This is a genomic window from Clostridium sp. MSTE9 (assembly GCF_000277625.1).
Taxonomy (GTDB): Bacteria; Bacillota; Clostridia; order Oscillospirales; family Acutalibacteraceae; genus Faecalispora; species Faecalispora jeddahensis.
Map to the genome: position 1 here is coordinate 36,980 of NZ_AKFU01000029.1, position 11,886 is coordinate 48,865.

General features: G+C 44.8%; 16 protein-coding genes and 1 tRNA gene. 11 read left to right on the forward strand and 6 right to left on the reverse strand.

Annotated features, from left to right (window positions below; all coding sequences use genetic code 11):
• Window positions 1-148 precede the first annotated feature (148 nt).
• Window positions 149-994: a flagellar motor protein MotB gene (locus HMPREF1141_RS06245; RefSeq protein WP_009062135.1), complete on the reverse strand. Its 846-nt coding sequence runs from the start codon at window positions 992-994 to the stop codon at window positions 149-151.
• A gap of 21 nt (window positions 995-1,015) precedes the next feature.
• Window positions 1,016-1,819 carry a MotA/TolQ/ExbB proton channel family protein gene (locus HMPREF1141_RS06250; protein ID WP_009062155.1) on the reverse strand — a complete coding sequence of 268 codons (804 nt, stop codon included), beginning with the start codon at window positions 1,817-1,819 and terminating at the stop codon, window positions 1,016-1,018.
• A gap of 234 nt (window positions 1,820-2,053) precedes the next feature.
• Between HMPREF1141_RS06250 and HMPREF1141_RS06255 the strand changes: the two genes are divergently transcribed.
• Window positions 2,054-2,130: transfer RNA gene (locus HMPREF1141_RS06255), tRNA-Val, on the forward strand.
• Between the two features lie 268 nt (window positions 2,131-2,398).
• On the opposite strand, the gene HMPREF1141_RS06260 is transcribed toward HMPREF1141_RS06255, so the two are convergent.
• On the reverse strand, window positions 2,399-2,875 hold the full coding sequence (locus HMPREF1141_RS06260) for a DUF2726 domain-containing protein (protein WP_051044277.1): 477 nt from the start codon (window positions 2,873-2,875) through the stop codon (window positions 2,399-2,401).
• A gap of 12 nt (window positions 2,876-2,887) precedes the next feature.
• Window positions 2,888-3,100 (reverse strand): helix-turn-helix transcriptional regulator, encoded by a 213-nt coding sequence (locus HMPREF1141_RS06265; RefSeq protein ID WP_035316652.1) that lies wholly within the window; start codon window positions 3,098-3,100, stop codon window positions 2,888-2,890.
• 179 nt (window positions 3,101-3,279) lie between these two features.
• Here HMPREF1141_RS06265 and HMPREF1141_RS06270 point away from each other — a divergent pair, with 179 nt between their 5' ends.
• The 9 genes from HMPREF1141_RS06270 (at window position 3,280) to HMPREF1141_RS06305 (ending at window position 9,998) form a co-directional block, all read left to right on the forward strand.
• Window positions 3,280-3,534: a hypothetical protein gene (locus tag HMPREF1141_RS06270; protein WP_035316655.1), complete on the forward strand. Its 255-nt coding sequence runs from the start codon at window positions 3,280-3,282 to the stop codon at window positions 3,532-3,534.
• Window positions 3,535-3,809: 275 nt separating this feature from the next.
• A complete protein-coding gene (locus HMPREF1141_RS17315) occupies window positions 3,810-3,986 on the forward strand; it encodes a hypothetical protein (protein WP_009062194.1) in 177 nt (58 codons plus the stop codon).
• A 266-nt stretch (window positions 3,987-4,252) separates the two neighbouring features.
• The gene (locus tag HMPREF1141_RS06275; RefSeq protein WP_051044278.1) at window positions 4,253-4,939 is read left to right on the forward strand and encodes a zonular occludens toxin domain-containing protein; all 687 of its coding nucleotides are present in this window, start codon (window positions 4,253-4,255) and stop codon (window positions 4,937-4,939) included.
• Window positions 4,902-6,416: a hypothetical protein gene (locus HMPREF1141_RS06280; protein WP_009062129.1), complete on the forward strand. Its 1,515-nt coding sequence runs from the start codon at window positions 4,902-4,904 to the stop codon at window positions 6,414-6,416. The genes HMPREF1141_RS06275 and HMPREF1141_RS06280 overlap by 38 nt, the downstream gene beginning before the upstream one ends.
• Before the next feature lie 8 nt (window positions 6,417-6,424).
• On the forward strand, window positions 6,425-6,652 hold the full coding sequence (locus HMPREF1141_RS06285; RefSeq protein ID WP_009062132.1) for a hypothetical protein: 228 nt from the start codon (window positions 6,425-6,427) through the stop codon (window positions 6,650-6,652).
• A gap of 183 nt (window positions 6,653-6,835) precedes the next feature.
• Entirely contained in the window at window positions 6,836-7,648 is an 813-nt protein-coding gene (locus HMPREF1141_RS06290) for a hypothetical protein (RefSeq protein ID WP_009062172.1), read from the forward strand.
• Between the two features lie 216 nt (window positions 7,649-7,864).
• Entirely contained in the window at window positions 7,865-8,128 is a 264-nt protein-coding gene (locus tag HMPREF1141_RS06295; RefSeq protein WP_009062138.1) for a DUF3850 domain-containing protein, read from the forward strand.
• On the forward strand, window positions 8,125-9,093 hold the full coding sequence (locus tag HMPREF1141_RS06300) for a site-specific integrase (RefSeq protein WP_009062141.1): 969 nt from the start codon (window positions 8,125-8,127) through the stop codon (window positions 9,091-9,093). Before HMPREF1141_RS06295 ends, HMPREF1141_RS06300 begins: the two co-directional genes overlap by 4 nt.
• A 116-nt stretch (window positions 9,094-9,209) precedes the next feature.
• The gene (locus HMPREF1141_RS06305; RefSeq protein WP_051044279.1) at window positions 9,210-9,998 is read left to right on the forward strand and encodes a DUF6788 family protein; all 789 of its coding nucleotides are present in this window, start codon (window positions 9,210-9,212) and stop codon (window positions 9,996-9,998) included.
• Window positions 9,999-10,259: 261 nt separating this feature from the next.
• Here HMPREF1141_RS06305 and HMPREF1141_RS06310 read toward each other — a convergent pair whose 3' ends face one another.
• Together HMPREF1141_RS06310 and HMPREF1141_RS06315 are read right to left on the reverse strand one after the other, a co-directional pair.
• A complete protein-coding gene (locus HMPREF1141_RS06310; protein ID WP_051044280.1) occupies window positions 10,260-10,745 on the reverse strand; it encodes a DUF2726 domain-containing protein in 486 nt (161 codons plus the stop codon).
• A 13-nt stretch (window positions 10,746-10,758) separates the two neighbouring features.
• On the reverse strand, window positions 10,759-10,965 hold the full coding sequence (locus HMPREF1141_RS06315; RefSeq protein WP_035316656.1) for a helix-turn-helix transcriptional regulator: 207 nt from the start codon (window positions 10,963-10,965) through the stop codon (window positions 10,759-10,761).
• A gap of 242 nt (window positions 10,966-11,207) precedes the next feature.
• Here HMPREF1141_RS06315 and HMPREF1141_RS06320 point away from each other — a divergent pair, with 242 nt between their 5' ends.
• The gene (locus tag HMPREF1141_RS06320; protein ID WP_035316657.1) at window positions 11,208-11,462 is read left to right on the forward strand and encodes a hypothetical protein; all 255 of its coding nucleotides are present in this window, start codon (window positions 11,208-11,210) and stop codon (window positions 11,460-11,462) included.
• Window positions 11,463-11,886: the final 424 nt, after the last annotated feature.

The following is an 11,886-nucleotide window of genomic DNA, read 5'->3' on the forward strand; positions in this document are numbered from 1 at the left end:
CAGTATGTCAGTATCTTTTTCCTATTATACCATTTTACGGATAGATTTCAAGCAGATGCCCGGATTCGACCCGTACCGGCAGGCAAAGCCCGAAAAAAAGGACAGGCCGCCCGTTTCGGCAGCCTGTATTAAAAAGTTCCATTCTCTGTCAATGCGCGGCCTTGCTGGACTCGGATTGACCGGATGCGGCGGCGGAAGAGGCTGCGGAATCCGGGGAAGGCTTCGAAATATCCGCCGGAATAATCGGTGGATTTCTCAGAATCGTGATTTCCACACGCCGGTTCTTGGCGCGTCCCTCTTCATTATTATTGTTCGCGACCGGTGAAAAATGCGCATAACCCTCGATCGAAACCTTGTCCTGCTTCATTCCGTACCCGATCATTTTGGTCAGAACCGTGACGGCGCGTTCCGTGGAAAGCCGCCAGGAGGTCTGATCACCGGAAAGCGTATGCGGCCCTACGTCTGCCGTATGCCCGCTGAACGTGATGTGATCTACCCGGTCATACACCTTCGAGATGGCTTCGGCAACCTCTTTCAGAACAGGCTCGCTTTCCGGCAGCATCCGCGAGCTGTCGGGCACGAACATCATTTTGTCTTTCAAATGAATTTTAACGTAAGTATTGGTATTGACGAGACCGATCTGATCCTCAAGATGATTCTTTTCCACATAAGACTGAAGGATCGCATACACTTCATCCAGAGCATCCATCGTGCTGTTAAGATTACCGGCATTTGTGGTCGTTTCTCCGCTTCCTGTGCCCGTACCGTTTCCGTTACCGGTACCGCCGCCTGCAGCCGCAGAATTGCTGACAGCACCCATTTGATACCCGGCCTGCTCCGCCATATTCGCGAATTTTTTCGCGTCGATGGTGCTCATGGAATACAGGATCATAAATAGGGCCAATAGCAGCGTGATCATGTCCGAATAGGTCAGAAGCCATCTTTCATGATTTTCCGGGGTTTCTGCCTCGCCCCTCTTTTTTCTTCTTGCCATAGCAGTTTAATCTCCAGACAATTAATTATTGATGCCTTCTTTATACTTCTTCTGGCCGTTCTTGAACACATGATAATAAAGGGAAAGCTGGTTTTCCACGTCGCGCGCAGATTTGCCGCTGGCGATCAGACACATGCCTTCAATCATCATTTCGCGGTATACCTTCTGGCGCTTCAGGTCTGCCTTCATTCGGTTGGCCATAGGGAAATACAAGAGGTTGGCGAACAGAATACCGTACAGGGTAGCCAAAAAGGCCACCGCAATCGACGCCATCAGCGCGGCCGCGTCCGTCATGTTGGAAAGCACCTGAATCAGACCCATAACCGTACCGATAATGCCCAGCGTTGGCGAAAAGCCGCCGGCAGCCATGAAAACCTCAATCTCCATATTCTTTTTCACCATGTAAGTATCGAGATCCGCCGTCATGGTGGACGCGATTTCTTCGGCAGGCTTCATATCGAGAGTGAGGATCATCCCCTCTTTCAGCGGCAGAAAACTGTCATCGCTGATGTCGGAATCATCCAGCATGGTCTGCAGCTTTAAAAGGCCTTCCTTACGGCAGGCATCCGCCATTTCTCTCATCTTCTGAATCAGCTTTTCGGGGTTCGGCGAATGTTTGGTAAATACCGTACCAACAAAAAATTTCAGGGCAGCCAAAATTTCCCCGAATCCAAAAGAAAGAATCGTAGCTCCCCACGTTCCCCCAAAAACGATCAAAAATGGAGAGAGTAAAAATAAGGAACTTAATACTCCATGCTCCAGCAGATAGCCTCCGATAATAGAGCCAAACGCGACAACTACTCCAATGATTGTTGAAATATCCACTCTGTATCCTCCTTGAGTTTGACGATTGCTGAAGAATCAGAAACTCTTATTATGTATATCGGCAGAAATCTACAATATCTTGGTAAAAAAGCTTAAATTTATAAAAAATTCTTTTTCTCTGCATATTTTTCAAAAATCTAACCGAAAAAATAAAAAATTATTTGTTTTAGGGGTTGATTTCTGATAAAAAATAAGATATAATAACCAAGCGTTCAAAAAGCGCCGGAAACAAATGGACGATTAGCTCAGCTGGCTAGAGCATTCGCTTGACGTGCGAAGGGTCATAGGTTCAAGTCCTATATCGTCCACCAAAACAAAAAATCCCCCGGAAATTCCGGGGGATTTTTTTTGTATCTTTATGCGCTTTTGCTCTCATCCATCTTTGTCAGCAAATCTGGTAGGCGCGCCCCTATGCGGAGCACCTGCAATCTAAAATAAGAGGCACACGCGCACAGGGAGTATCTGCACCTATAGGCGGTAAGCTGCGTCCGCTTTGCGGCGCTCAAATACGGAAAAAGCCCCGGCCATAAGCCGGGGCTTTCGTTCTTTTCAAAGGCAGTGCGGAAGCACGGCCTTTTTTTATTTGCTGATTATTGCTTTGATCTTCTCGCCAATGCCCGAACTGCTCCGGGTATGTATAATTGGAATGTCAGCTTGCGCGAGTGCTTTATCTACAAAAGAATCGCGATCTTGTCTATCTGCTCTGTCATGGCTGCTATCGTCTAATTCTATCACCAGCACAGGCTTTATGCTGGGCAGATCACATAGAACGAAATCAACATGCTTAGAACGGATACGATTGAATTGTGATTGCCAAGTAGAGCCTTTTTCTTTCGGCTCAATAATATCTGCTAGCCGTACTTTGGAAAAAAGTATAAGGTTAAGGTTTGTCGTTTCTTTTGCCAAGTCACGGTAAAAATTAAGCTCGTTTTTACTAAAAAAGTAGGTTCGCTTTTTATATTGATATGGGAATTTTTCTTCATCTGGTGCTTTCTTTTTCTTTAACAATAACAGTATCGCCAGAATTATTATGATTCCAATAAGCAAGTATTCCATATTCACACTTCTCTACATTTTTTTCTTATCAGTAAGGCCTAATATGTAATCTGCAGTTACTTTGTAATATTTTGCTAATGCTACTAAGTGTTCTACTTTAATATGCCTTGTTCCTGTTTCATATAAGCTGTATTGTTGCTGGGTAATTCCTAGATATTCAGCAATTTCTTTTTGGCCCTTATCGGCGCTTTCTCGCAATTCGCGAAGTCTTTCTAAATAGTACAGACTACATCACCACCTTTTGGAAAACATTTTATACCACATTCGAATAAATGTCTTGACTTTACATTCGTTTAAATGTAAAATGTTGGTATACATTTGAACGAATGTATACCGCTTTCCCAATCAGATGCAAGTTTCATCTTATTGGAAAGTGTTATTACAAAAGAAAGGGGTGCAAAAGAATGGCAATGAAAGTAGCTGGTACTCGTGTTAGTTCGTTCACGGATAAGAAAACAGGAGAGGTGATTACCTTTGCTCGTTTGTTTGTTATCCGTCCTGCGGATGAAAACGAAAAAGGTGTGAAAGGTGAAGTAGCCGAAGCAATCAAGGTAAAGCCTGAATTGGCGGCTCAAGCCCCGGTTGGCGCTGAAATTCAGCCGTACTATGACAAGTATGGTAATATTCACGCTTTTGATGTTGTTTCCCCGGCAAAATAAGCCTTTGGAGGTGGCGGCATGACTGCGGAGGACGTTCAGAATATTTATGAGATCGCTCATGTTGCTATGGTCTGTATTGGTTTTCTCGCGGGTCTGTCCATTGGGCAAGCGTTCAGCTTTTGGAAGTGGTGATTGTTATGATGGCAGACTATTTTTCCAGTTTCGGCCTTGGAGTCGGCGGCGGGTTTACAACCTACTTTGTTTTCTCTCTGCTCGGCTATGGCATATATCAGGCATTAAAACTGCTGAAACATTGAGAAAGGAGGGCGCAATTCATGGGTAATCTTTTGGCGGCAACTACTGTGAGCGAAGCTTTTGGAACTGCTCTTACGCAGGTTCAGACCGATGCAATGGAATTTATTGCACAGGGTTTGCCGATCGGCTTAGCGATCATGGGCACTATCCTCGCAATTACGATCGGTGTTAAGGCTTTTAAGCGGTTCGCGAAATAATCCGGCAGTACATGGCGGGTGGGTTCATTCCCGCCCGCTTATTTCTTTCTAGGGGAGGTATTATTGTGAATCAATTTAGATTTTTAAATTTTTTCGCTTATCTGATTTTTCTTCTGTTTTGTTTTGTGCTTGGTGTTTATACTGGGCCATTGTGGGGGGCGTAAGAGTGTATCAGGATTTTCTTCGTTTTATCTTTTACTTTCTGATCGGTGTTTTTTCGTCTCTTATCACTTTGCATTTTTGTCGCAGAAAGTGAGGGATGTTTTATGGCGATAGACCTTTATTCTGGTGTGCCTGGTTCTGGCAAATCGTTGCTGGTTACATACCGGGCTATTGATGCTTTGTTAGAGCATACCAATGTTATTTCTAACTTTCCGATGGATATGAGCTATTTTAAAAAGCGCAAGCGGGGGAAGTTTTTTTATATACCTACAGATAAAATTACGGTTAAGTTTCTGCTTGCTTTTGCAAAGTGGAATCATGTCCGCGAGGGCCGTAAAGCGAAAAAAGCACAGACCGTTGTCATAATCGATGAAGCCGAAATTAAATTCAATAGCCGTACGTTTTCTTCGCCCGATCGTATGGATTGGATTTTCTTTTTTGCGAACCATCGGCATTTTAATTATGATTTTTGGTTGGCTGCTCAGTCCGATCGGATGATTGACCGCCAGATTCGGGACTTGATACAAACTGAGTTCAAGTGCCGTGCAATTACTGGATTTGGAATTGAGGGTAAACTTGTGTCTTTTCTGTTTGGTGGCCTTTTCTGCGCAGTTCCGTATGATCATGCAAGCCGAACCAAGTTCTTGTTGCCGCAGTTTTACAGGCTGCATAAGCGCAAAGCAAAGGTATATGACACAATGCACATGTTTGACGGCATGACTACTGCTGGAAAGCTGGAGGGAGGGAAGAAAAATGCAGTTAGCGCTAAGAAGCAAACAGCTTCTGGTTAAACGTATCGCTACTTTGCTGATGGTGCTGGTGGTGTTTTGTAGCCCATTGGTAAAGCCGCCCGTTAAGGTTGAAGCAGCGGTTATTCCCGTCGTGGCCGGGGCGGCAGTTGTTGCAACGGCTCTAACCATGCTCGGCATTGGTGTTGCCGCTGGATTTGATTCGGAGGCATACGCGACGGCTACTCAAAAGATATGGGATGGGCTATCATCAGCTACTAAGCAGGCGATTATATTGACAGAGTTAGCAGGAACAACCGTAGCCCATTATACAGAGCAGGCTCTGCGGGATATATTTGCCGGGGCGCAGGCTACTTTTCCACAAGCTGGTTCGGCTGCTTATAGTAATTCTGGTGCTTTTAAAACTGCTGATGATGCCTATTCTTGGTTTTCTTCTCTTGGCGTGATTGATTTGCCTGTACTTTTGGATAAAGATACAGAGATATTGAGACTTGCTCCAGCAATGTATGGTGATGTTACTTTGTCTTTAGGTAGCATGTCTAATTATCGTTATTTAGGTAATTTTACTATACCAGCGAGTAATGTAGCTGAAGATGAGTATGTATCTTTTGCTTTACCTTATGACTACAAACTGAAAGTTAAAAAGAAGATTGCTAATGGATTGTCTTTTTATCAGATTGGTTCCGTGCTCTTTAACGATAAGACAGTTTCAAGATACACAGTTACCCGTAGCTTGGAAACTCCGGGTGTTAACACTTCTTATTCTTCTTTGACTTATTTAGACTACGGTCAAGTGTTTAAAGTTATTGCTTTTGATATAGTAACTGCTGGTGTTACTTATTTTGTTTTATTTGATGTCGATGACCGTCCGTTGAAAGCATCTGCTATCTCTTTCAATGTTGCTCTATCTCCTGATGTTATTCCGGTATCGTCCACTCCAGACGTATTTAATCCAGCCGATGCTAAGTTTTATGCAGACGGCATGAGTACACTCAACCACAAGCTGGACGATGTACTTAACCGCCTGAAAGAGCGAGTCGGTGAGACTGGTCAAATATCTGATATGCCAGACGCTATCACAATACCGGGCAGGATGGCAGACCAACAAGTGTCCGACAAAACCAAGTCGCAAGACCAAGCAACAACTATTGGTAATGAGATTGCAACGGCAGAGGACAAAGCCGCCAACGATGCCACAAACGTAGACCGGGACACGACAAAACCTAGCACAGATACTCCCAGCACTGACATACCGGATTTATCTATTCCGCAGATTATAACCAATAAGTTTCCATTTTCTATCCCGTGGGATTTATACAATTCCGTTCGGATTCTCGTTGCACCTGCTGCGGCTCCGAAATGGGTTTTACCCTTACGTTTTGATAAGCTTGGGGTAAATACATCAATAACTATAGATATGGCGCAATTTGATGGCTTGGCGGCGCTCTCTCGATGGGGATTAAGTTTGCTTTTCATCATTTCACTTATAATCCTAAGTTCTAAGCTTGTGAAAAGGTAGGTGTGTATATGGATATTCTAAAACTCTTTAAACAGCTTTTGTCTTGGGCGCTTGCTTTGCTGCCAGACTCCCCTTTTCAGGCTCTGGATACCTCCCCTATTGCACCCTATCTATCAGCAATTAACTGGATTGTTCCCGTTAGCTTTATTGTAGCAACTATGGAAACATGGCTGGTTGCAATTGCGGCCTATTATGTGATTTCGGCTGCGCTCCGCTGGGCGCGTGCGATTAGCTGACCGTTCCCGGTTTTTCGGATGGGGTGCGCCGTTTGCGGCGCGGGGCCCCACCGGAAAGCCGGGGCTGGTCTTATGTATTAAGCTGCGCGGCTTTCGTTCTCCCGGAAGTTTCCGGGGATCGGTGGCTATTACTTGATTATAGCCACAAATAATACTCACTCAATAAATTCTGGATGTGATTAGATGGGGTTTCGACAGTCGGAAAATCTTGTCTACCACAACACGAAAGCGAAAATTTACCCGGACGGACAGCAGAAAGTCATGGTCTGCTCGAAGCCGATTTTTAAAAGTGAATGCTGGGAGCAGGTAGATGAGTTCGAAAAGGAAAAGGTTCCCGTTCCTAAACCGAAAGACATGTCAAATGAGGTTCGTGGGGATAGCTTGAAACGTGCGAAAGAAGCTTGTTTTGATATTGCCTATTGTAACGATTTTCGTTGGTTCATCACTTGGACATTAGATCAACAGAAAATTGATCGTTGTGACCCGAAAGAGGTTGGTCAAAAGCTGCGTAAGTTTTTGAACAATAAAGTCGAAAGGAACGATGCCCGGTATATTGTCATTCCGGAATATCATGCGGACGGTAAGGGAATCCATATGCACGGTTTGCTTGCTGGTGATTTCGATATGGTTGATTCCGGGAAAGAAACTTCGGAGGGCAAGACGATTTACAACATGCCCCAATGGAAATATGGATGGAGTACGGCTATAGAGTTGGACGGCTCCAAGGTCGCAGTTGCGAAGTACATTACAAAATACGTTACAAAGGATTTTAGAAAAATTTTCGGTAGCTTTTATTATGCTGGCGGCAAGGGCCTTATTCGCAAGCCCTCGGTACAATTGCTGGATACAGATTTTGAAGCCGTTAAGGTGGATAAAATTTTTAAGCCGTCAGAATGGAACATCAAATACAAATATGTTGACATTAATGAGCAAGCCGCAGAGAATACGGCGGCTATTTTGAGAGCGATAGGAGAAGTTGAGTATGTATACGGATGATGTTATTTTCCGCATGTTTATGAATGGGCTTACTGTCAAAAGGCTGGTAAAGCTTGTTGCAGATTCGGAGCGTATTCCAAGGAAAGATGCACAGTCAAAAGTTGAGCATATTCTGTTCCCTCGAAACCTTTTTTGTAGATGTCTGAAAGGGTGATTGCTATGATGTCACCGCAAGCAATACGGCAAAAATTTTGGAATCGATTGGAGAGGGTTAATATGGCAAAGGTGCATGAACTGAAAATTAGACCGGAGTATATGCATGATGTGTGTGCTGGAACAAAACCTTTTGAAGTGCGCAAGGACGACCGGGGTTATTTGACTGGTGATTATTTGATTCTCCGGGAATATGTTCAGCAAGGTGCTTCCGGAAACTATACTGGCCGGGAAGTCAAGGTAGCTGTAACGTATATCTTGCGTGACTCCTGCTATGTCCGTCCCGGTTATGTGGTTATGGGAATACGAAAGGTGGGTGAAAAATGACCTTTGAATCTCTGGCGGCTCTCTGGCTGAAAACCCGGAAAAATAAGGTTAGTTTCTCTCAGTTTAAAAATCTGCGGTGCTACATAAACCACTTGAATCGGTATATCGGCGGCATGGACGTTGAGCAGATAAAACCCATGGATATAGATGCTTTGTTGGACACTCTGACAGACCGGAACCCAAATACGGGTCGCCCGGCATCACGTCAAACTCTTGTTGATGTACGTAGCACTGCAAACCGCATCTTTGAGTATGGCATGGATTTGGAATTGATTACCCGGAATCCTGCCCGGGGTCGTGAGGTGTCCCGCTATGCTCCCCGCCGCTATCGCAGAGCATTAACGGCCACGGAACAAGGGTTGATTATCTCCACTCCGCACCGGGCGCGTGTGGGCGCTCTGGTGATGATGCTAGCCGGGTTGCGCCGTGGTGAGCTTATCCCGTTGACGTGGGATGATATTGATCTTGACGGCCTGAAAATCAGCGTCACCAAGAGTGCGGAGAGCCGTAACAGCAATCGCCTTATTGTTAAGACCGGGACAAAAACCTCTTGGGGCCGTGTGGTCGATATTACGCTTGATCTGGCGTTTGAACTGCAAAAGGCAAAAGCCGTCGCCTGGTCAAAATATGTTTGCCCCAGGACTGACGGCGAGATGCACACGCTTATGTCATGGCGGCGTATGTGGGATAGCTATATTACGGCCCTGTGCAAGGCTCCGGGCGCTGAACAGACCAGCGTACAGGAGATTACTGCGCACTACCTGCGGCACACCTACGCGACACTGTTGTATCTCTCCGGGGTCGATGTGCTGACGGCGGCGAAGCTGCTTGGTCATAGCAACGTAAAAACTACGATCTCCATTTACACGCACCTTGATGATCTGATGTTATCTAAGAGCGTGGATAAGCTGGACAGTTACCTTTCCTCCTCCCTTTTTTCATCTTATGTACGTGGCAGCGCGTAAAAATCTTATGTATTGCCCTGGGTCTTATGTATCAAACCTGGGGCAAAAAAATCTTATGTAGGGAGCTGAAGCTCGTGCGAATTTTAGATATTTGTTGTTGTAGCGGTGGTGCATCAATGGGATTGTATCAAGCTTGCCGAAAGGCTGGTATAGAACCTTATGTATGCGGCGCCGATATAAGAAACCCGGATAGTTACCCTTTTGAATTTATTCAGTCCGATATGCGGAATTTATCGCTTGATTTTATCCGGTCTTTTGACTTTGTCTGGCTCTCCCCGCCTTGTCAGGCTTACAGTTTGGCGTGTGTCGGCAGCAATAAAGAGTATCCCGATTTGGTTCCGTTTGCGCAGAATTTTATGTATCAAGCTGGTGTTCCCTATTGTATGGAAAATGTACCTCAAGCGCCGCTACGTCGTGATCTTCTTTTGTGTGGTGAAATGTTTGGTCTGGGTGTGATTAGGCATAGACATTTTGAAATAGGCGGCTTTGAGGTTCCCCAGCCATTTCATAAAATGCACTCCGGGCGCGTTATCGACGGCGAAAAGGTTACAGTAGCCGGGAACGGCTTTGGCGGTAGTGGTAAAATTGAGGATTGGCAGAAAGCTATAGGCATTGATTGGATAACAGACCGATGGTCTTTGGCGCAGGCCGTGCCGCCCGTTTACAGTCAGTACATAATGTCTTGCTTTTTGGGCGATCCTGATTATCGTCTGTTGGTGGATGATTTGCCCGTATCCTCTGACGGCTGGTACTATCAGCAGGAAATGATTCAATGCGGGAAACCTAATTGTAAATGCCAGCGTGGGGAACTTCATGGCCCTTATTGGATGAGGTATAAGCAGATCGGCAAACGGCGTGTAAAACAGTATGTCGGGAAATCTTATGTATCCAGCTGCGCGCGCTGATTCTTATGTACTGGCCGGCCGTTCGATCTTATGTATTGCCCTGGGTGAAATGTTGATATCAAAGCTTGACGTGCGAAGGGTCACAGGTTCAAGTCCTGTATCGTCCACCAAAACAAAAAATCCCTCGGAAATTCCGGGGGATTTTTTTTGTATCTTTATGCGCTTTTGCTCTCACCCATTTTTGTCAGCAAATCCGGTAGGCGCGCCCCAAATGATAGCAGCAGGTGACGGCGGTTCACACGCGCGCGGGAGGAACAGCACCTATAGGCGATAAGCTGCGTCCGCTTTGCGGCGCTCAAAGACGGAAAAAGCCCCGGCCATAAGCCGGGGCTTTCGTTCTCTTAAAAGGTTGTGCGAAAGCACGGCCTTAGAATCGCGTTCTTGTCTGTCTGTTCTGTCATGGCTGCTATCGTCTAATTCTATCACCAGTACAGGCTTTATGCTGGGAAGATCACATAGAACAAAGTCAACATGCTTAGAACGAATCCGATTGAATTGTGATTGCCAAGTAGAGCCCTTTTCTCTCGGTTCGATAATATCAGCTAACCGAACTTTAGAAAAAAGCACAAGATTAAGGCTCGCTGTTTCTTTTGCTAACTCACGGTAAAAATTAAGTTCATTCTTAGTAAAGAAGTATGTTCGCTTCTTGTATTGGTATGGAAGTTTTTCTTCGTCCGGAGTTTTTTTCTTTTTTAAAAGTAACAAAACTCCTAACACGATTATAATTCCGATCAGTAAATATTCCATGTTTCTACATCCTTTATTCTTTTGTCCGTCCTACCAAATAATCTGTAGTGGTTTGCAAAATGTTTGCAATTGCTTTAAGCATTTCTAAATCAGGTTCCCTGCTTCCTCGTTCATAATGGGCATATGTAGACTGAGCTATCCCTAGCCTTTTTGCAATTTCTATTTGCGTTATTCCTTTTTCTTTTCTCTTCGCTTTTAATCTTTCAGAAAAAATACTCATTTTAACCTCATGTTTATTGCATTCTGTAATGAGTATTATAAAGCTATTTAATGTTATTTGGCAATATCTGGAGCATTAATATTGCGAATTGCAATATTAATCTAATTTAAGCTTTTTTGCCTGAAAATCAGAATTGTAAAAATTATTGCTATATGCAATAATTTATTTATTCCAAACTTTCCCAATCGGGCGCAAGTTTTGCCCAACTGGGAATGGAGATTACAGGAAAGGAGTGTGGAAAAATGGCAATGAAAGTAATTGGTACACGTGTGAGTTCGTTCACTGACAAGAAAACTGGTGAGGTCGTAACATTCGCTCGTCTGTTTGTTGTGCGTCCGGCTGACGAAAATGAAAAAGGCGTAAAGGGTGAAGTTGCCGAAGCAATCAAAGTAAAGCCCGAAGTGGCGGCTCAAGCTCCGGTCGGCTCTGAAATCCAGCCGTACTATGACAAGTACGGTAACATTCATGCTTTTGACGTTGTTTCCCCGGCAAAATAAGCCTTTGGAGGTGGCGGCATGACTACGGAAGATGTGCAAAACGTTTATGAAATTGCTCATGTTGCTATGGTTTGTATTGGCTTTCTCGCGGGTCTGTCCATCGGGCAAGCGTTCAGTTTTTGGAAGTGGTGATTTTTATGATGGCAGACTATTTTTCCAGTTTCGGCCTTGGGGTCGGCGGCGGGTTTACAACCTACTTTGTTTTCTCTCTGCTCGGCTATGGCATATATCAGGCATTAAAACTGCTGAAACATTGAGAAAGGAGGGCGCAATTCATGGGTAATCTTTTGGCGGCAACTACTGTGACCGAAGCTTTCGGAACTGCTCTTACGCAGGTTCAGACTGATGCAATGGAATTTATTGCACAGGGTTTGCCGATCGGTTTAGCGATCATGGGCACTATCCTCGCAATTACGATCGGTGT